The organism is Undibacterium sp. GW821-FHT11B02 (assembly GCF_058808955.1).
On record NZ_JBXASD010000008.1, the window covers coordinates 85,871 to 104,616 of the forward strand.

At 50.2% G+C, this 18,746-nt stretch carries 18 protein-coding genes and 1 pseudogene; 8 read left to right on the plus strand and 11 right to left on the minus strand.

Annotated elements, in window-relative coordinates; genetic code table 11:
- Positions 1 to 159: 159 nt before the first annotated feature.
- From AC1RVX_RS18275 to AC1RVX_RS18285, 3 genes are all read right to left on the minus strand, one after another.
- Positions 160 to 1,290: a hypothetical protein gene (locus AC1RVX_RS18275; protein ID WP_493218030.1), complete on the minus strand. Its 1,131-nt coding sequence runs from the start codon at positions 1,288 to 1,290 to the stop codon at positions 160 to 162.
- A 163-nt stretch (positions 1,291 to 1,453) separates the two neighbouring features.
- Positions 1,454 to 2,338, minus strand: a complete 885-nt coding sequence (locus AC1RVX_RS18280; RefSeq protein ID WP_493218031.1) for a hypothetical protein — start codon at positions 2,336 to 2,338, stop codon at positions 1,454 to 1,456.
- A 90-nt stretch (positions 2,339 to 2,428) separates the two neighbouring features.
- Entirely contained in the window at positions 2,429 to 2,563 is a 135-nt protein-coding gene (locus AC1RVX_RS18285; RefSeq protein ID WP_493218032.1) for a hypothetical protein, read from the minus strand.
- A gap of 421 nt (positions 2,564 to 2,984) precedes the next feature.
- Between AC1RVX_RS18285 and AC1RVX_RS18290 the strand changes: the two genes are divergently transcribed.
- The 3 genes and pseudogenes from AC1RVX_RS18290 to AC1RVX_RS18300 all read left to right on the plus strand — a co-directional run bounded on the left by AC1RVX_RS18290 (position 2,985) and on the right by AC1RVX_RS18300 (position 5,382).
- Positions 2,985 to 4,412, plus strand: a complete 1,428-nt coding sequence (locus AC1RVX_RS18290) for a type IV pilus assembly protein FimV (RefSeq protein ID WP_493218033.1) — start codon at positions 2,985 to 2,987, stop codon at positions 4,410 to 4,412.
- Between the two features lie 202 nt (positions 4,413 to 4,614).
- Positions 4,615 to 5,025: pseudogene (locus tag AC1RVX_RS18295) on the plus strand (lytic transglycosylase domain-containing protein); the annotation flags it as partial.
- A gap of 186 nt (positions 5,026 to 5,211) precedes the next feature.
- On the plus strand, positions 5,212 to 5,382 hold the full coding sequence (locus AC1RVX_RS18300; protein ID WP_493218034.1) for a hypothetical protein: 171 nt from the start codon (positions 5,212 to 5,214) through the stop codon (positions 5,380 to 5,382).
- A gap of 11 nt (positions 5,383 to 5,393) precedes the next feature.
- Here AC1RVX_RS18300 and AC1RVX_RS18305 read toward each other — a convergent pair whose 3' ends face one another.
- A complete protein-coding gene (locus tag AC1RVX_RS18305) occupies positions 5,394 to 6,191 on the minus strand; it encodes a winged helix-turn-helix transcriptional regulator (RefSeq protein ID WP_493218035.1) in 798 nt (265 codons plus the stop codon).
- Between the two features lie 320 nt (positions 6,192 to 6,511).
- Between AC1RVX_RS18305 and AC1RVX_RS18310 the strand changes: the two genes are divergently transcribed.
- Positions 6,512 to 7,213, plus strand: coding sequence for a response regulator (locus tag AC1RVX_RS18310; RefSeq protein WP_493218036.1), 702 nt, complete (start codon positions 6,512 to 6,514; stop codon positions 7,211 to 7,213).
- A gap of 13 nt (positions 7,214 to 7,226) precedes the next feature.
- Here the strand turns inward: AC1RVX_RS18310 and AC1RVX_RS18315 are convergent, their stop codons facing one another.
- From AC1RVX_RS18315 to AC1RVX_RS18330, 4 genes are all read right to left on the minus strand, one after another.
- Positions 7,227 to 9,749 carry an ATP-binding response regulator gene (locus AC1RVX_RS18315; RefSeq protein WP_493218037.1) on the minus strand — a complete coding sequence of 841 codons (2,523 nt, stop codon included), beginning with the start codon at positions 9,747 to 9,749 and terminating at the stop codon, positions 7,227 to 7,229.
- Positions 9,750 to 9,882: 133 nt separating this feature from the next.
- The gene (locus tag AC1RVX_RS18320) at positions 9,883 to 10,200 is read right to left on the minus strand and encodes a hypothetical protein (RefSeq protein ID WP_493218038.1); all 318 of its coding nucleotides are present in this window, start codon (positions 10,198 to 10,200) and stop codon (positions 9,883 to 9,885) included.
- Positions 10,201 to 10,375: 175 nt separating this feature from the next.
- Complete coding sequence (locus tag AC1RVX_RS18325) at positions 10,376 to 10,774, minus strand: GFA family protein (RefSeq protein ID WP_493218039.1); 399 nt, start codon at positions 10,772 to 10,774, stop codon at positions 10,376 to 10,378.
- A 90-nt stretch (positions 10,775 to 10,864) separates the two neighbouring features.
- Entirely contained in the window at positions 10,865 to 11,434 is a 570-nt protein-coding gene (locus tag AC1RVX_RS18330; protein ID WP_493218040.1) for a hypothetical protein, read from the minus strand.
- A gap of 423 nt (positions 11,435 to 11,857) precedes the next feature.
- Between AC1RVX_RS18330 and AC1RVX_RS18335 the strand changes: the two genes are divergently transcribed.
- A complete protein-coding gene (locus AC1RVX_RS18335) occupies positions 11,858 to 12,115 on the plus strand; it encodes a hypothetical protein (protein WP_493218041.1) in 258 nt (85 codons plus the stop codon).
- 100 nt (positions 12,116 to 12,215) lie between these two features.
- On the opposite strand, the gene AC1RVX_RS18340 is transcribed toward AC1RVX_RS18335, so the two are convergent.
- Complete coding sequence (locus AC1RVX_RS18340; protein ID WP_493218042.1) at positions 12,216 to 14,174, minus strand: potassium transporter Kup; 1,959 nt, start codon at positions 14,172 to 14,174, stop codon at positions 12,216 to 12,218.
- 216 nt (positions 14,175 to 14,390) lie between these two features.
- Complete coding sequence (locus tag AC1RVX_RS18345; protein ID WP_493218043.1) at positions 14,391 to 15,557, minus strand: 4-hydroxybenzoate 3-monooxygenase; 1,167 nt, start codon at positions 15,555 to 15,557, stop codon at positions 14,391 to 14,393.
- Between the two features lie 126 nt (positions 15,558 to 15,683).
- On the opposite strand from AC1RVX_RS18345, the gene AC1RVX_RS18350 reads away from it, so the two are divergent.
- Positions 15,684 to 16,571 (plus strand): helix-turn-helix domain-containing protein, encoded by an 888-nt coding sequence (locus AC1RVX_RS18350; RefSeq protein ID WP_493218044.1) that lies wholly within the window; start codon positions 15,684 to 15,686, stop codon positions 16,569 to 16,571.
- A gap of 24 nt (positions 16,572 to 16,595) precedes the next feature.
- Here the strand turns inward: AC1RVX_RS18350 and AC1RVX_RS18355 are convergent, their stop codons facing one another.
- Positions 16,596 to 17,369 carry an IclR family transcriptional regulator domain-containing protein gene (locus AC1RVX_RS18355; RefSeq protein ID WP_493218219.1) on the minus strand — a complete coding sequence of 258 codons (774 nt, stop codon included), beginning with the start codon at positions 17,367 to 17,369 and terminating at the stop codon, positions 16,596 to 16,598.
- Positions 17,370 to 17,509: 140 nt separating this feature from the next.
- On the opposite strand from AC1RVX_RS18355, the gene pcaH reads away from it, so the two are divergent.
- Entirely contained in the window at positions 17,510 to 18,202 is a 693-nt protein-coding gene (gene pcaH, locus AC1RVX_RS18360; protein ID WP_493218045.1) for a protocatechuate 3,4-dioxygenase subunit beta, read from the plus strand.
- A 13-nt stretch (positions 18,203 to 18,215) separates the two neighbouring features.
- Entirely contained in the window at positions 18,216 to 18,737 is a 522-nt protein-coding gene (locus tag AC1RVX_RS18365; RefSeq protein WP_493218046.1) for a peptidase associated/transthyretin-like domain-containing protein, read from the plus strand.
- Positions 18,738 to 18,746 lie beyond the last annotated feature (9 nt).

Below are 18,746 nucleotides of genomic sequence, written 5' to 3' on the forward strand. Positions count from 1 at the left end.
CAAAATCTGCTCTAAGAGCGAACTCACCCTCTTCGCACTTAATGATTAATGATGACTGATGTAACCCCAAAAAAGGCCGCGTGCCCAACATCCATTTAGCTACAAGGCACAGCAGTGCGTCGCCTGCATGCAGCGCCGACGACGCACCGTGCTCATGCATTAGCCCTGCGTCAGACCCTTGGCATTCTTGCCGCCATTTTCAGCGATCTGATTCGCTGCCATATTGTAGTTTTCATCATTGCTGATTTCGGCCAACTTGTTTTGCACGCCCATGTTGATGTTAGCGAGCGTCTGCGCAGTCGCAGTTGCTTGGGCGGCATCAGCGGCCGCAGATGCAACGATACCGCGACCACCGATTCCCCCGCCGCCACCAGTCGCTGCAAACGACGCCAGATCAATAACCTGTGAAATCTTGTCGCTCTTTGAGTTCGATCCTTCGTCGGTTTTCTGCCGCTTGTTCGACCCAAAGCCGGGATTGCCCTGGCCATCCGCCCCAGATTCATCCCGCGTGCGTTTGCCGCGCCTGCTGCCCATGGCGTCGAACGCAGCACCGCCGGCGATCCCCAATGCTAGCCCTGCAGCAGCGCCGTTCCCAGCGCCACTCGTGGCCCCATTCAGGCCAACTGATGCAGCAGTCGATACGAGTGCATCCTTACCTGCATTAACCGCTCGCTTGGCCAATCCCTTGGGGCCGCCAACCAGGTCACCCACTACGTTTTGTAGCGCAGCGCCGCCAATATGCGCCGTCTGCATGGCCGCCACGGTGGCATTCGCCGCCAGACCCTCCGGTGTCAGATCCGACGCCAGGGAAACACCACTGCCAAGCGCGCCCAGGCCATCGGAAAGCGCAGCGCCGAAATGACCATGCACCGCATCCTTGGCAGCATTCAACGTGCCCTGTACCGTATTGATCGCGTCGTTGGCGACACCGGTCGCTACCTGATTGAAGGTCTGGACGACCCCATCTTCCATCTTGTGGTCCAGGCTCTTGACTTTTTGGGCCACCTTGTCCATCGTTTTGCTGACATGCATGTTCGTGACAGCATCCATTGCAGCGTCGACTTCGGCTTTCTGTATGTCGGTTCCAGCCTTGGCCAGATCGGTTAGCGTCCGCACTTCGGAATTCGCCGCTTCCTTCCATTTTCCCTGTGCCAAATCTTCGATCGTGTGGAACTGTGATACGACTGCCTTTCCTACGTCCTTTGCCGCGTGTTCTACTCCATGCACAATATCACCTGCCGCATGCTCGATGGCATGTCCAAGATTATGAAAAAAACTTCCGATTCCCATGATGATTTCCTTTTCAATTGATGTAATTTAATTAAACGAACTGCGTTGTATAACTACCGTCTAACCGGTAGATGCCTCAAAAAACTGCCCTGGCCCACCAGAAGTCGTCATCGCGCGATTGAGCCACTCGCAGCGATTCAGAGACACACTGGTGCGATCCGTGTTACTGGTTTTTAGTACCGGTACTGCCCGTCGTAGGCAGTTGCTTCGCCATCTGTTCGATCATAGGGAGCAATTGCTGCAAAACTTGCATAACTTGTTGCAACATATCGCCTTGATTAGTCGCGCCAGGAGAAGGCGAATTGGTGCCGCCGGATGTTCCTTGCGGCGGCTGACTACCTGAAGGTGGCTGTTGGGTGCTGGCTTGTTGTTGCAGCATTTGCGCCATCGTTTGCAGTATCGACATCATCTCTTGCATGATGTTCATGAGTTGTGACTGCGGATCGGTAGCGTTTGGATCGGTCGAGCTTGGTGTAGTCGAGCCAGGATCGGTGGGGCTTGGTGTAGCCGAACTTGGATCAGTCGAGCCTGGTGCCCCCGAACCAGGATCGGTTGAACCTGGTGCCCCCGAACCAGGAGCTGCTGCCCCCGAAGTGTCGCCGGAGCCGTTCGAATTGCCCGCACCCTGTCCTGACAGAAGCTGTTGCAGCATTTGAATCAACTCGTCAAGCATTTGCATGATTTGCTGAAGCGAGCCACCCCCCGAAGAATCGCCGGCGCTACTAACACCACCGGAGCCTTGCGCCTGCATTTTCTCAATCAACTGCATCAGCTCGGCCAGCATCGCCATCATGTTCTGCATCATGCTTCCGCCTTGTGATGCCCCTTGGGTAGACGAACTGCCGTCCACTTTGTTGTTTGACTGATCGCTGGAGGGTTGAGTGGAATTTGCCTGGAGTGCCGATTTCAACAGATCCTCCACGACCTGCAGAGCGACGGCCATGACCTGCTCCGCTTTCTGCATGTCTTCAATCTGCTGAATTTCTTTCGCCAACGACGCGAGATTGTTCACTCCATGTTGAATTGATAGATTGCCAGATATACTCATAAATCACCTATAAAAATGATATTTTGAAAAACCAAAGAAAAACGTCCCACAAAAAAACTACAATGACTACCATGCATCTTGGACCCAATATCAAAAACACCCAGGCCGATTGAAATCGGCAAAGGCAGGAGCCGGTGCTAACACCACACTGGCGAAGGTCAGTAATTCATCTGCACGTCGTGCGACGTGGCCGGCGCCGGTGGTTTTCATCTCACGATGGGCCATAAACTTCCCGACACGACTCTGCAAGTCACACATTTGCATCACCCATCTTGCCGCTTTCGCAAAGACGTATCGAAACGCCCTCCTCGCCGCGCGACCTGACTTCACTGGGCAATTAAACCAAATGTAAATGGTAAGAACATTTCGAAAACCCATATAACGAATTGGGTGCGCAAAACACGAAATTCGACGAGCACTTTGTTCACGCCTTCCTTCAGGTGCCGGTCAGCAATTTTCGAAAGTAATTTTCATCATGTCTTTTCGTTTTTTATTTACATATTTCGTTTGGGGTAAAGCCCTCGCACTTCAGAACTCCTACGATGAGAGCGTTGAGATAAAGGTGGCTTCGTCTGGGGAACTTCGCGAAGCTGTTTGACTAATAAATCGATGGCGCATCGAATCGGCTCATCTGTTGGAAGTGCATATGTCAAAAAATATTTATAGGACTGGAGCTAATGGTTCCTCACGTGTCGCGCCGCATGGTGCGGTTGACGGCATAGGTTATCGAAGAATTTTACTGTCGCAGCAAGTGCGTCTATTGCCGATGGCGCGTCATATCGGCATATTTTTGAGTTTGCTCTTGGTCGACAATGCCGCCATGGCTGCGAGCTTGGGGGACCTCGAAGTGCAGTCGGTGCTGAATCAACCATTGCAAGCGCTGATTGCCGTGAGCGATGTCGGAAAAACTAGTGCCAAGTGCTTCAAAGCCAGCCTCACTTCGCTCGACGGCGAGTCGTTGGGTGCGACCGGTATCAAACTCGTCAAAGAAGGCTCGTCGCACAAAATGGTGCTATGGACCGACAATTCGATTCCCGAGCCGGTGGTGAATGTCTCAGTCGAATTCACTTGCGATAAGAGGCAGAAGCGCAATTATCAAATTTTGCTGGATCTCGCCGTATCGAATCCGACGCCTGCAACACTGCAAAATCACAACACAGTTGAAAAAACGGACGAGAGCCCGGCAATGAAATACGCAACACGAACAAACGAAATCGATTCACCGAAGCTTTGGCAGATCGGCATGACCCTTAGTCGTACTCTGTCAAGCATCATTCCATCAGCCGCCGCGGCTACGTTACAGGAAGATGTCGTCAACTCGGCCAAGAAGAGAATAGAATCGGTGCGGGCGGAAATGACACCTTTCGAACAGGAAACCGCGAGCCTGCTCGCGAAACAGCATGGCGAAAACCTGTGGGGTTTCTACTCCACTGCACGCCAATATTTATATGTCACACTGATCTGCGTCGGTTCTGGAATTCTGCTGCTGTGGGGCACCAACTATCGCGCATCTAGTGGCAAACGACGTACTGTCCAGCGATACAGAGCCACCAAGGAAGAGGAGCAATTCGGAAAGGAGTGCAAAAGAACAAATTCGTTAATGGACGTGAGCCAGCCTATCCCTTACGAGCCAACTGTCCCCCCCCAGGCAACCGTTCACGACGGTGGCGGGCCATGCTCAACTCCAGGCAGGTTATTTTCCGTAGAAACGATCAAGGAACAAGAATTCGTTAACAACCTCGAATATTTTGCCAACACCCGTGGCGATCTTCCCATTTATAGCGTGGAAGTGCTTTTGGACGAAGAACAACTGGTCAAATTCTGGAACAACATCGGCGAACCCGGGCATGCGATTGAAATCCTGGAATCAACATGGCGAAACGTGCCGCCAGTATCGCCCATACCTTGGCAGTATCTTCTGGAACTGTATCAGATTGTAGGCAACAGACGAAAGTACAGGCGATTAGCCAAAGAGTTTGAGCGGGTATTTCAATGCGACGCGCCGGCATGGTCTTACTTTCCGCATGAGAAAACAGGCACGTCTGGGCTGGAAAATACACGTATGTGTGCCTGACAACCGCAGGGAAATTAAAGCAAAAGACGGAGGAGAACAAATTTTATCGGTCTTTTTTGCTAATCATTGATCTATTAATCTATCAACGAAAAAGCCAGTGAAATATAAAATTTTCCAACCAATTGTTGTCCAAGCCCGACAGCCACAACGAACCTGCACGGCAGGTTGTGTTCTGCTTAACGGCAATTTTTGGAAATTCATCATGACAAAGTATGTGACAGCTGCATTAGTGTCGATTTGCCTCTTTGTGCCACGTCTGGCGTTTGCAGACTGTTTCGATGATGCGGCAAACTACCAACATGTCAACCCGTTGGTGTTGCGTGCAATCGCGTGGCAAGAATCGCGTGGACATGCCAATGCCACTCACAGCAATGCCAACGGCACGACAGACTGGGGAATGATGCAAATTAACTCGATTCACCTGCGTACGCTATCGAACTACGGTATCTCGGCAAAGGACTTGATGAAACCCTGTGTCAGTATCTATATTGGGGCCTGGTATTTGAGACAAATGATGTTAAAACACGGCAACACATGGGATGCCGTCGGCACGTATCATTCCGAAAAAGCAAGCGAACGTGACAAGTACAAGAACGCCCTTATTAAGATCATCTCCGAACATTGTGGTGAACTTGAAGCAGCAAACAGCCAAGTCTCTCATTGCGGCGACGTCAAGGCCGACAGACGCCGCGTGCACGGCGACGCCTTGCTCATGTCAAATTCCGGGGAAAAGGCATTTAGGACTCCGGGCAATTTTTGAGGGTGGCGTCAAGTGGTATGTTGCTATCAAAAAATCCAGATGAAAAATGCAAAACATCGCATTGATGAATTGCCGGGTGCCTTGCACCCTGCCCTACCTTACCAGGCTTCCACTCGCCTGAAGAAATGCGGCCCAGGCAATTCTCAAGCAAGATTGAAGACGTCGTGGCGACAATGGATGGCAATTGTCATTCAAGCTTTTGCACTGTGAATATCCAGATGTCATCGCAGATTTATATTATTTTGTGATGACACCGTCTGGCAATGGGAGGGCATCGCAGAATATGAAGGGCAAGCCAGAGCAGTCCAATCGTCTGGACGCTTTTCCTGTGAGGGGCCGCCAACTTCCAGCTTGTATCCGAGAGAGTAAACGGTTTGCAGCCAGACATCGCCGTGTTTCGACATTAATAGCTTTTTCCGTATTTTGTAGATGTGTTGTTCAATCGTGCGCTCTATGCAATCAGAAGATCTTCCCCAGATGGAGGACGCCAGTGTCTGCTTGGTAAAAAAGGAATTCGGATTCGAAAAGAAAAGCCAGGCCACACAGAATTCCCTCGCCGTCAAGTTGATGGGCTCACCTCGACATGTTACACGACCTTGTTTTTTATCCAATACATAGTTGCTTACACGTAATACCGAACATTGACTTTCCTGCTTATTCCTAAGTGAATTCAGGATACGGTGGACGCGTACATACATTTCATCTCTGTCGAAAATACCGACAAGAACATCGGATACGCCGACATCAAATGCCCGGAACATACTTTCTCTGTCAGGAAAAGGGCCGAATACCACGACCGGCATAAGGTGATCAGAATGGCAGGCGCGCCACAACATGAGTTCGTTAGCACTACGGAACGATTGCGCATCCACTAATGTCAAATCGAAATTGCCGTCGCGCGAGGCTTTCAACAGCAATCGAACATCCTCGAAACCCTGGCATTCGATGCCGTCCGCATCGAAACAATTTTGAATTTCAGCTAAGTGCCTCTTGCTACTGGTCAGAACAGCAAATTTCATTGTCGCTCCCGGATATGGTTACTTCGTTCTTCACATCAAAATCTGCCTTGCTTTCGCGCGGACAGGGCTTTGACTGCGTTTTTAAAGTATTTGTAATTAAGTTTGCATCCAGAAAGCATGCATCTTTCTTACAGGGTACTGTCATTGCGCTTACCACAACAGATGCACCCATTGTCACAGCGATCGATGCCTGATTCCATCCGGCAGATGTCAGAAAAGGCAACGACGTTTGTCCGGGTGTCCCCCCCCGACAATTGTCGGATACCGATTCGCCGGTATAGCTGATACTATGGTGTTTTGAATTTCAAAACCTTATCGTGATGACAGCGCCGAATACGAAGATACTTATCTTAGAGGATCAGAGACTGGTTTCCGCCGGCATGCGGGAATTGATTAAGATTTCAGAGCCAAATGCCAGCATCTTCGAGGCAGCGAGTTATGAACAAGCCATTGAATTTTTGTCACGTGAGGCTATCGATTTTGCTTTCCTGGATTTCGATCTGAAATCGACAAAAACCGGGCTCGACGTGTTGAAATATATTCGCGAAAACGAATTCGAAACCCACGCGATCATGTTGTCCGGCCGCTCTGAAAAAGAATTGGTTCTGGAGTGCATCATGGCTGGCGCATGTGGCTACATCTGCAAAGATATCAACACTGCAGATGTATTTAGCAATACGCTCAATACCATCTTGAGCGGCGGCATATATTTGCCGGCAACGCTCATTGGAAGAGAGATCGGACTTTCAAATACGACAGCCACAAACTCCACGACATCTCTGAATTCCCTGGGGGTCAGCCCGAGGTGCGCCGAGGTCTTGAGTTATATTTGCCAAGGCTTGCCCAACAAAGCAATCGCCTCAAAAATGCGCGTAGAGGAAGGGACAATACGTAAGGATTACGTCCCAAAACTATTCAGGATTTTCAAGGTCACACGCCGTACCGAGCTCTTGATCGAAGTTTCCCGACTTGGCATAAAATTGCCGAAATTCGATAAAGAGTCTGTTGCAGCATTGGATTAAACGTCTGGACAGATCAGGAGATCAGTGCCCGAATCTGGGTCAATAACGCCGTCACGGAAATCGGCTTGCGCAGAATGACTATATCGTTCGAGCCATCCGGTAGTTGAAAATTGCCGCTCTCGCCTGTCAACAGGATGGTCGGTATCGAGGCCTGAAATTCGGCCCGCACTGCCTTGATGACATCGATCGCCGTGGTCTTATCAGACAGGTGATAATCGGTCAATATGAGATCTGGCATTCTTTCAAGCGTCGGTAATTTTTCAGCCAATTCTTCAAACGATTTCGATGCATCGCACAGTATCCCAAATTCGTGCAACAACGCTTCGGTGGCTTCACGCACCATGGCGTCGTCTTCGACATAGAGAATGAATAGCCCCGCCACATCTACATCTGTCGATTCGCTGCTGGGTGCATGTTCGATTTGGCAAGCATCCTGCGATAAAGGTACATCAACAGAAAAGCGCGTGCCGTATCCAAGCCTGGAACGCATGGTGAGACGATGTCCATCGAGCAGGTTCGTGATTGATTTGACGATGGAAAGCCCTAGGCCCAAGCCTTTCTCACGTTCTTGACCCGGATTGTTAATCTGGAAGAAAGGCTTAAAAATATCAGCCTGATCTGAAATGGCGATACCGATACCATTATCCACAACGTTGATCCGGAATCTGCCCGGCAATGCCACCACGCCTACGATAACGGTTGATTTATCACCTTTTTGCGAATTGCTGTATTTAATGGCATTCGAGAGCAGATTGGACAAAACGCGCGCGAGCAAATGCCGGTCACTGTGCACGATGCACGAATTTTTCGACGACATGCGGATGCGCAAATTCACACCTTGCGGCTCGGCCAAGGGACGTATCGAGACAAAAATTTCGTTGAGCAGTTCGACGAGGCTGAAATCGGAATAGTTGACGGTCAGCGAACCGCTATCGAGGCGGGACAATTCCAGAACCGAATTAAAGGACGAACGCATCGACTGCGCCGCGCTTTGCGCGGAATCAACCAACTCCTCACTTTTAGCCGTGTCGCCGCGCAAGGATGCTTGCCTGGCCGCTTCGAGCAGATTACCGATCGCTTGCATGGGTTGCCGGAGATCATGCGCTGCATCGGCGATAAACTTCGATTTGTCGAGGTTGCTTTTGTGCGCCTTCCAGCGTAATTTCTCCTTCTCCCGAATGATCACGAACGCGATCACCGACACCAGGATGGCCGAAAGAATCGCAATGGTACGTTGCAGATTCTTGTTCTGAAGTTCTTCAACCTGTATGTCATTTTTCTTCTGCAACAGTTCGATTTTTATCTGGCGCTCACTGGCATCGAACTTGGCCTGCATTTGCGCCATTGCACCGTCACGATCCTTCTGAAACAGGGTTGCTGCCAGCTTGTGCTGTTCCAGCAACGCCTTCGCCTGGTTCTGATATTTTCCGATTTTTTCGTAAGCCGTAGCCAACTGACCATACGTTGTTTCCATATCAGGTAGATTGTTTGCCTTGCGCATCGCATTGATGCCACTTTCGACTTCGGCCTCCCCGGCTTTGACCTCGCCGATGCTGATATGACATAAGCCAAGATTGATATTGCTCATAAAGACGCCATCTGCCATCTGTGTTTTCCCTCCTGCCAAAGTCGCCGCCTGCGCATACCGGATACATTCCGCATACCTCTCTTGTACGCGGGCGACATCGGCAAGATTATTCAACAAAATCATTTCTGTCTTAATCTCTGGATATTTGCGAGCCGTTTGCAATGCCTTCTCATATATTTTTTTGGCATTTTCCATGTCCCCTAGCAGCGAGTAGGCATTGCCGCGATCAACGGCAAAAGATTCGGCCAATCCTGGCACATTAATGCTTTGCGCCAGTGCATACGCTTTGTCGCTATACTCCAGCGCCCTCTTTCCATCCTTCAGGCTGGCATAGATTTGGCAGATGACATTGAGTGACCTCGCCCTCGCTTCAATAATATTCTCTGTGTTTCCCTTGAGCATGTTCAACGCAGCAATTTCATGCGCTAATGCTGCCTGAAAATTTCCTTTCTCAAGGTAAATATCGCTGGCCGCTCTATGGACCATGGCAATGGTCTTGTCGTGGCCAGATCCGTCAACCAAGGTGATAGCTTTCTCTATATTCACCGCGGCGTCATCCAGTTTCCCCTCAAAAAACAGCACAAAGGATTCGTGAGTCATTGCCATCGCCGTTGCGATCTTGTCATGATAACGGTCGCCGTGGGCTTTAAGTTTTTCTATTTCGACCTTCGCTTGGTCATACTGACCAGTTGTTACCAGAAGGTTGAGCAAGTCGCCTTTGAAATCGCGTTGGGTATCAGCAGGCGCCTTCTCCATGATGTATTTTTCCCTCTCCCGCATTTTTTTAATAGCTAATGTGGGGTCAGTCCGCGCCAGTTTACTTATCTCGGTGGAATCGCTTGGCAACTGCAGGGGAAAAGGATCTGGTTCCTGTGCTGCCACCTGGATTTGACATGCCATGGCAACAGCAATCAAAAGACCAAATACATTACGCGTCAAAATTTGCATTAGAGTGAACCTTTCACATTTAACATCGTAAAATCATTGGGGCCACATCTACCACATCTGAACCTTCCATTAGGCAACAGACACAGCTAAACGGCTAGAACAGTATCGTCGCTGAGTTAGTTCTGCATAAGTCTTACTGTACTAGCTGCGCAGGATGAAAATCAACCGCGTACACATCCGAAAAAACAACGCCCGGTCTATTGACGCCTGGTAGCTTAGTCAGAGTCCGGTTTAGTTGTGATGCTTCGCAAATTGGGGACTTCATGCTGGTCACAAACACCGATTCGATCGCTGTAGAAACAACTGACTTATCGATAACAACATCTTTTACCACCGAATCCGTTTCCGTATTGCCGACTTCCTCTACCGCAGTAAACGAAAAGAGTTCACTACTGATGGTCAACGCCACCATCGATCGTGTATGACGCCGAATGCCGCGGTTATATGCCATGCCCCTCCCAATTTGCAGATTGTGAAATTACGACGTACCCGAAAAATTAGAACGTTCTAATTTTTACTGTAATTTTAACTCAATTTATAACTTGATTGCTACTTTGAATAGAATTACTTCGCTGTACGAAAGTTTCTACAGTTGACGGGCCGAAATTGATTTGACGCCTATCATGTTACAGGTGGCGCGTTTCGGCTGGAGGCGTGTCCCAATTATCACGGAATCCGTCAATGTACCTCATTGGAGCATTGGCGAGTTCATCAATGGATGCATCATCCAAACATGTGACACTTACACCATAAAATTTTCCTATTTTGGGTGAATTGCCAAGCCCAAAGGGTCTTACACCGCAATGCTTGCAAAAAAAATGTCGCTCGCTCTTTGTGCCGAATTGATACTCGCTTAAATCCCCTTCACCACCAAGTAATCGAAACGATTCTGGTGTCACCACGACCGCCCAGCACCGAATTTTCAAGCAAAATGAGCAGTTACACCGTTGAGTTCCCCTCGATAAATCGATGTCCGTTTCGAAGCGAATGGCGCCGCAATGGCAGCTTCCTTGATATGTTTTCATTTTTACTTGAACTCTATAAATAGCGCGAAGTCGTAAAGCATAAATTTGAAGACTTTTAGCTTCCGAATACCTTGCACAATGCTGATCAATCTAATGAGGCAAGGTATTGCCAATATTTTGCAATGGTCCCAGCGGGTTATGCTCAAGCTCTTGCTGTTGGATATTTGCTTCACCGCTCCATAGTTTATATACCACTACGTCATCCTGTATAACTAATAATGCATCGAATTGCCATCCGGAAATAAGCGTTTTTCTTTTAAAATTAAGAAAATCCAACCAAAAATTCCCTTGACGCTCTCGCTCAATATGTTTTTGAACGATTTCGTAAGCGTAGCAATTGTAGGGAGATGCGATACAGATTTGCACTTTTGGTGCCAACATTTTAGTATCCATAGTTGCGGATGCGATCAACTTCCTGGAAGTATCGGCATGGTTCAAGAGAGTCACGTTTGGTGTACTTTTTGGGTCAATTCCCATATTTTTGAGTTCGGTCAGTGTTGTTTTCTCTGGAACGATTGTCGCAAACATCTTCTGGGCATATTCATAGTTCGCCCAAGGCAAATCAGTTGTCTGCTTCGCACTTGGAAGAAGTGTTGCACATCCATGCAACATCCATAAACAAGCCAAGAATGCGAAGCGTTGAATCATTTTAGTTTTCATGATGTTTTCAGATATTTTTTCTTCTATTCTGAACGCTCCAGCTTCTATTATTTTTGTGCTAAATCAATTTGAAGGAATTGATACCCTGAAAGCGAAATTCAACTTATTTCACTCCACTTACTTCAGTATAGCTTCAATTTCAGTAAGCGAAAAAATAACACCATGTCTTATCGAAGATATGATTCACCGAATATTTTATCTGCGCTTGCCATCAATTTGACGGATTGTACATAGACTGCTTGGCCATTCGAAATCAGTCGCCACCAGATAGTTGAATTTTTACATTTTGCATATGGCCGCTGCAGCAGTTTTTACGATTTTTTTAGAATTATCTTGATACGCTTTGCTCTGTTAAAAATGGTCATCTGATTCAGCGAGGTGAAATCAAACTCGCCAGATGCGATCTTGAAAGAGTAAGCGCAAATGAAACTCCAACACATCATTTACCACTTGTCCGCCATGGTTATTGCCTATGGTATTGTGCTGGCGCTGCCTGCGCTCTTTGATTTTGCTTTTGATACTTGTACAGAATTCGCTGTCATTGTTTGGCTCAATATCGGCTTGCTTGTCATGCGAGTACGGAAAATTCCCTTTCCCTCACCTGACATGCGTCATGTTGACATCAAAGGCGGCCTGAAAGTATTGTGGTGGGCTGTCTTTTGGCCTAACTATATACGCTGACTTGTGTGGGACTGACGCATGACCTGTCAAACTGCTTTACTACCCAGTCTTGTTTTAAAAGTTGATACTCTACACGAGCGAAACCCGGTGGCGTCCGAATCTATGGTAAAAGACCATCACCCGCCGTTTCAAGAGGAAGCAGATCAAGGCGAGTACCAAGTTCAACGACACGGTTAGGTGGAATCCCAAAATGTGAGGTGGCGTCCAGTTCATTCTTATGCAGCCAGACAAACAAGCTCAGCAACAGGCGCATGCCAATGGGACATTTGTTGCTGACCTTAAGGGTTTCGCGGCCGAGATAAAAAGAAGTCGTCATTGTGTCGTAGAAGATTTTCCCGCTTTGCTGTTCTGCAAGCTGCAGCAAAGCCGGTACGTTGGCTTCCTCTATATAACCATAGTGTGCCACGATCCTGACGAAACCGATTTCCATGTTTTCAAGCTTCACACGGTGCTTGTCATCTATCCTTGGCACCTCGTCGGTGATGATAGTGAGCAATACTACTCGCTCATGCAATACCTGATTGTGCTTGAGATGATGGAGTAAAGCAACCGGGACAGATGTATCAGATGCCATCATGAAGACGGCTGTGCCAGACACGCGATGCGGGGGCGACAAAGCCAGGCTAGAAATCAATACCTCGATGGGGAAGCCTGAATCAGCACGCGATTCACCCAATACCTTGAGCCCGGTAAACCAGGCAAATGTGATCAGGCAGGTGAGTAATCCAATGACAAACGGTAACCATCCCCCTTCAGCAAATTTCATCGCATTGGCAGCAACAAAGGCAATGTCAGCCACCAGAAACACGCCCGCGACCAAGCCTACCCTCCATACTGGCCAATGCCAGCGAGTGCGGGCAAAGGCGGCAAATAATACGGTAGTAATCGCCATGGTAGTCGACACTGCCAAGCCAAAGGCGGCAGCCAGGCGGTCTGACGAGCGGAAGATCAGCACTACTGCTATCGTACCCAGCATTAACATCCAATTTAACGCTGGCAGGTAGATTTGCCCGGCACTACTGTCTGATGTATGTTTGGTGAAAATGCGTGGGCTCAAGCCCAATTGCGATGCCTGCCTGGTCAATGAAAATACTGCTGAAATCAAAGCTTGCGCAGCGACAACCGTTGCCAGGGTAGCAAGGATCACCATGGGATACAAGAGCCAGCTTGGTACGGTTGAATAGAAGGGATGGGATGCCGCACCCGGGTCGCGCAAAAGCAATGCCCCCTGTCCCAGATAATTAACGGTCAGTGAAGGCAGTGCAAGACCATACCATGCAAGACGTATCGGCTTTGCCCCAAAATGTCCCATGTCGGCATACAGTGCCTCACCACCTGTCAGGCAAAGCACAACTGCTCCAAGCGCCAAAAAGCCACGTCCACCATTGCGTATGAAAAAGCTGATGCCATTCAAAGGATTAAACGCCGCCAGTATTGCCGGTGTTTTCAACAAGGAATATAAACCAAGGAAAAAAATAACTACAAACCAGGTTGCCAGAATAGGTCCGAATGCTACGCCTACACGGCCAGAACCCAATGATTGTATGGCGAACAAGGCAATCAGTATGGCGATGGTGACTGGCACAATATAGGGTTCAAATGCCGGGGTGGCGACATTCAATCCCTCGATGGCACTAAGCACAGAAATGGCAGGCGTGATGACACCATCCCCATACAGCATTGCTGTACCTATCATGGCCAGGTAGATCCAGCGCCTGGATTTTGCTCCCATTCGGTGCTTACCACGGTCACCGAGCAGCAACGCCAGCAAAGCCAGCAAACCGCCCTCGCCTTGATTGTCTGCCTGCATCAACACAAACACATACTTGATGCTGACCATCACAATCAACGACCACAAGAACAAAGAGACGACCCCAATGACATTGGCAGCGTTCGCCGTCACCCCGTTGGCACCATGAAACGCCTCCTGCAGCGCATACAGCGGGCTCGTTCCCAAATCACCAAAAACAATACCGAGTGCGGCTAGTGTCAGAGTTGCTGTCGCACTGTGGCGCACCGTGGAATTATTTGCCTGATGTGTAGCTGAAGTTTTGGACATATTTTTATTCACGCCAGTCTGGTTTTTGCCACGAAACAATCAACATTGCGCAGGAAACGTAGCAGGCTAGCAGAATTATAAATGTTTCAGTACAAGATTTTCTGATTCATTTTATTTTGGCAATACAAATGAATGTTGACATTCCCCTTTTCATTAATTTTATCAATTCCAAACTGTGCGAGCCAGCTCTCGCTCTGAACGTAGCGACCTTACCTATCAGAATGCGCCAACGTAGTTTTCCGCCAGCGCAGTTGCCATTGCGCGCGAGCTGACCACGCATTCGAGTTCGGCGCGCTGCACTTCGCGCTGGAACGGGCTGGCGTCAGCAAAGGTATGCAGCAGGCTGGTCATCCACCATGAAAAGTACTCGGCGCGCCAGATGCGTTTCAAGGCAGCTGCCGTGTAGCCATTCAAGCGGTCTTCTTTCCCTTGGTGGTAGAACTGTTCCAGTCCTTGCGCCAGCAAATGCACGTCCGACACGGCCAGGTTCATGCCCTTGGCACCAGTGGGTGGTACGATGTGCGCTGCGTCGCCAGCCAGGAACAGTCTGCCTGCCTGCATAGGCGTGGATACGAAGCTGCGCATGCCGATGATATTTTTTTGAAAAATGCGTCCTTCATTGACGCGCCAGCCATCATTAATCTCCAGGCGCGCATGCAATTCGGCCCAGATGCGGTCATCTGACCAGTTGTCAACATGATCGGCGGGATCGCACTGAAAGTACAGACGCTGCACTGTCGGGGTACGCGTGCTGACCAACGCAAAACCACGCTCGTGTTGCGCGTAAATCAGCTCATCAGACGATGGTGCCGATTCCACCAGAATGCCGAACCAGCCGAAGCCATAGGTGCGCTGGTAATCCTGGCGGCCTTGTGATGGCATCGCTGGCCGCGTAACGCCATGATAACCATCGCAGCCGATGACGAAATCGGCTTCAATGCGTGTCGCAGCACCGTGATGACTGAAACTGACTGATGGCGTGACAGTATCGATGCCATGCAATTCTACGTCGCTGACTTCGAACAGCAACTGTCCCTGCGCTGCCTGCCTGGCAGCCACCAGGTCCTTGATCACTTCATGTTGGGGGTAGACGGTGATGGCCTTGCCGGTCAGTTCAGTCAGGTCGATGCGATGCCGCCGACCATCGAAGGCCAGTTCTATTCCATGGTGCAGTGCACCTTCGGCCTGCATACGGGTGCCAACGCCTGCATTTTTCAGAATGTCCATGGTGCCTTGTTCCAGCACACCTGCACGGATGGTCGCTTCAATTTCAGCCTGGCTGCGTGATTCAAGCACAATGGATTCGATGCCGTTCAAATGCAGCAGATGGGATAACAGCAGGCCCGCTGGGCCTGCACCAATGATGGCTACTTGGGTACGCATGATGTCTCCGATGTGGTTTTAATGTGTAGTCATCGTAGCGCCGGACCGGTCAAAAAAAAATGGATGAAACAGCTTAAAACTTGTACTATTTCGACACCCTGTCATTTTTCACACATGCGAATATCCATGGCCCGCAATACAAAACCGGCACCGCCCGACATCCCGCAGTTTGGTCTGTATGGGGAGCATACGCAGGTTGAGAACACAGAATTTGTGCACATTGAGCTCATCGAAACCCGTAGCAGGGTGCATCACTGGCATATCGAAAACCATACCCACAGTGGCTTGTTTCAGGTACTTTTTCTCTTCGGCGGCGAGGTTCGCGCCAGCGTCAATGGTGCCGTATGGGAATGCAGCGCGCCGACCGTCATTACCATCCATCCATCGGTGGTGCATGGCTTCGACTTCTCGGCAGAGGCGCACGGTTATGTGTTGACGGTAGACCAGAACGTAGTGTTTGCAGTGGCAGAAAACTATGGTGACTTATACTCCTCACTGTTCGTGGAGCCATTGGCAATCGATCTGACTGGACACCCTGAACTGCGCACGCGACTGGAGTCACTGTTGCAAAACTTGCTGACGGAAGCAGCCTGGCCACAATACGGCCATACATTGATGCTGGAATGGTTGGCACGCAGTGCTTTGCTGCTACTGGTGCGTCTGAATGAAGAACGTCGCTTTGCCGATCAGTCGGGTCGCCGCGACTTTGAACTATTTAGCCACTTCCGCGCCGAAGTGGAAAAACATTACAAGGATCAATGGCAGCTCAGCCAGTACGCTGCGGTACTACGAACCTCGCCTGTGACGCTGAACCGATTGTGTCTCAAACTGTCTGGGAAATCAGCATTTGACATCACACAGGATAGACTGATACTGGAAGCCTGTCGCAAGCTGACCTATTTGCCAGCCAGTATCGCCAGTATCGCCTACGAACTGGGTTTCCAGGATCCAGCTTACTTCAGCCGTCTGTTTAAGAAGCGCATGGGTATGACGCCGAAAGAATTTCGCAACTGAAGTGTGGCGCTGCTATCAACCACATCATAGCAAGGCATTCAATTCGACCTGAACCTTGATCAGTGCTGGCAAGCATCGATCCACCATTTGTTCACGCGGTATGCGGCCAGCATGCACGCTGATGTTCATGGCAGCCACTACTTCACCACGGAAGTTCTTCAGCGGAACGGCGATAGTGCGCAGCCCCAGTTCCAGTTCCTGATCTACCAGCGCATAACCCTGTGCACGGGCGCGTGCGATTTCCAGCGCCAGGCGTTCCTTGTTGATGATGGTGTGTTCGGTGATTTGCTCTGGCTGGGCTCGTTCCAGGAAGTGATCAATCTGTTCCTGTGGCAGATGTGCCAGCAATATCCGCCCATTCGCTGTACAGTAGGCCGGCACCCGGGTACCAGGCTGTAGCGTGACCGACACCAGTTGCCCAGCGCTGGCAGCAGCCACGCACACCAGTTGATCTTGATCCAGCACACCAGCCGATGCCGCCTCACCCAGCGAATAGGCCAGCCGATACAACAAAGGTTGCGCAATGCGAGGCAAGCGTGCCGAATGAAGATAGGACTGTCCCAGACGCAAGACCATCGGCGTCAATGCGAATAGCTTGTTTTCATGACGCATGTAGCCCAGATGCGTCAGCGTAATCAGATAGCGACGCGCCGCGGCCCGCGTCAAGCCAGTGCGTTCGGCCACTTCAGCAATGGTAAGGCGACTGCGCTCCTGGTCGAAGGCGGCGATCACCTGCAAACCTTTTTCCAGGCCCGCCACCATGTCGCGCTTGGCGGGAAAATCGTATTCTGATTCCATGAGAGAGAAAATAGAGAATTTGTGCGATTGTCGCACATTTTGTGCGCATAGCGAATACCATCTGCATTTGATGTATTGTGATACCAGGACGCATTTCATAACATGGTTTTCACACACACTTTAATAAAAGGAGACCAGCCTTGAAATTCGATGCTATTGCGTCCGGCGTCTATCCGGAACTGATTTACCCAGCCTATAAATCCACGCTGAAGCGCGGCCCTACCCAACCACTGTTGCGCATCCAGGCAGACCAGCCAGTGCTTGACAATCTGGTGCCCTCGCCGCGCATCTTGCTACCCAACGATACCGACCTGACCGCGCATGGCGCAAGCGAGCCATTGGGTGAAAAGATCGTCGTTACCGGCAGGGTGTTCGATGAAGATGGCAAGCCAGTACGCAATTCGCTGATCGAGGTGTGGCAATGCAATTCCGCTGGCCGTTACTGGCACAAACGCGACCAGCACCATGCCCCACTCGACCCAAACTTCTTCGGCTTTGGCAAGATGATGACTGATGGCGACGGTCGCTACCGTTTCATCACTATCAAACCCGGCCCTTATCCTTGGGGTAATCACGACAAGGCATGGCGTCCGGCACACATCCATTTTTCCTTGTTCGGTAATGTCTATGCGCAACGTCTGGTCACCCAGATGTATTTCCCCAATGATCCGCTGTTTGATTACGACCCTATCTTCCAGAGCATCCCGGACCTGGCCGCGCGCCAACGTCTGATTTCGCGCTACAGTCTGGAACATACTGACAGCGACAAAATGCTGGGCTATGAATTCGACATCGTACTGCGTGGCCGCGATGCCACACCCATGGGCATTTAACGGAGAGACACGCATGAGCAACATCACTACATCACAAACCATCGGCCCTTTTTCGCATGAAGCCTGGCAGTGGGCGGTTGACGCCACCGCCGCCGCACGGCTGGAAACCACAGCAGCCACCATCACCATTAGCGGTGCCATCTATGATGGCGACGACCAGCCTATCAACGATGCCCAGATCGAAGCCTGGCAGCCAGCCGCAGCTGGCGCAGAAGCGGCACAGGCTCTGCCGGGCTTTCGCCGCGTGCCGAGTGACGACGCCGGCCGCTTCAGTTTGCGGCTTTCGCAAATTGAGCTACCCACCAAGGGCGTACCTGCCACCTTTATCACCGTGTTCGCACGCGGCCTGGTCAAGCACCAGTTCACCGCCATTTTCCTGGACGATGACAGCGGCCTGGCACAATCTGTCATACTGCAGCAGGTGCCAGAAAATCGCCGCCCGTCCCTGATCGCCCGCAAAACAGCGCCCGGCACCTATCACTGGGACATCTGGATGCAGACCGATAAGGAAACCGCATTCTTCGACTATGTATGACCTTGCAGC

Excerpts from the sequence above, each read along its gene's own strand:
- AC1RVX_RS18275 (WP_493218030.1), bottom strand. The coding sequence starts at position 1,290 with ATGGGAATCGGAAGTTTTTTTCATAATCTTGGACATGCCATCGAGCAT.
- AC1RVX_RS18280 (WP_493218031.1), bottom strand. The coding sequence starts at position 2,338 with ATGAGTATATCTGGCAATCTATCAATTCAACATGGAGTGAACAATCTC.
- AC1RVX_RS18285 (WP_493218032.1), bottom strand. The coding sequence starts at position 2,563 with ATGGCCCATCGTGAGATGAAAACCACCGGCGCCGGCCACGTCGCACGA.
- AC1RVX_RS18290 (WP_493218033.1), top strand. The coding sequence starts at position 2,985 with ATGTCAAAAAATATTTATAGGACTGGAGCTAATGGTTCCTCACGTGTC.
- AC1RVX_RS18300 (WP_493218034.1), top strand. The coding sequence starts at position 5,212 with ATGAAAAATGCAAAACATCGCATTGATGAATTGCCGGGTGCCTTGCAC.
- AC1RVX_RS18305 (WP_493218035.1), bottom strand. The coding sequence starts at position 6,191 with ATGAAATTTGCTGTTCTGACCAGTAGCAAGAGGCACTTAGCTGAAATT.
- AC1RVX_RS18310 (WP_493218036.1), top strand. The coding sequence starts at position 6,512 with ATGACAGCGCCGAATACGAAGATACTTATCTTAGAGGATCAGAGACTG.
- AC1RVX_RS18315 (WP_493218037.1), bottom strand. The coding sequence starts at position 9,749 with ATGCAAATTTTGACGCGTAATGTATTTGGTCTTTTGATTGCTGTTGCC.
- AC1RVX_RS18320 (WP_493218038.1), bottom strand. The coding sequence starts at position 10,200 with ATGGCATATAACCGCGGCATTCGGCGTCATACACGATCGATGGTGGCG.
- AC1RVX_RS18325 (WP_493218039.1), bottom strand. The coding sequence starts at position 10,774 with ATGAAAACATATCAAGGAAGCTGCCATTGCGGCGCCATTCGCTTCGAA.
- AC1RVX_RS18330 (WP_493218040.1), bottom strand. The coding sequence starts at position 11,434 with ATGAAAACTAAAATGATTCAACGCTTCGCATTCTTGGCTTGTTTATGG.
- AC1RVX_RS18335 (WP_493218041.1), top strand. The coding sequence starts at position 11,858 with ATGAAACTCCAACACATCATTTACCACTTGTCCGCCATGGTTATTGCC.
- AC1RVX_RS18340 (WP_493218042.1), bottom strand. The coding sequence starts at position 14,174 with ATGTCCAAAACTTCAGCTACACATCAGGCAAATAATTCCACGGTGCGC.
- AC1RVX_RS18345 (WP_493218043.1), bottom strand. The coding sequence starts at position 15,557 with ATGCGTACCCAAGTAGCCATCATTGGTGCAGGCCCAGCGGGCCTGCTG.
- AC1RVX_RS18350 (WP_493218044.1), top strand. The coding sequence starts at position 15,684 with ATGGCCCGCAATACAAAACCGGCACCGCCCGACATCCCGCAGTTTGGT.
- AC1RVX_RS18355 (WP_493218219.1), bottom strand. The coding sequence starts at position 17,369 with ATGGAATCAGAATACGATTTTCCCGCCAAGCGCGACATGGTGGCGGGC.
- AC1RVX_RS18365 (WP_493218046.1), top strand. The coding sequence starts at position 18,216 with ATGAGCAACATCACTACATCACAAACCATCGGCCCTTTTTCGCATGAA.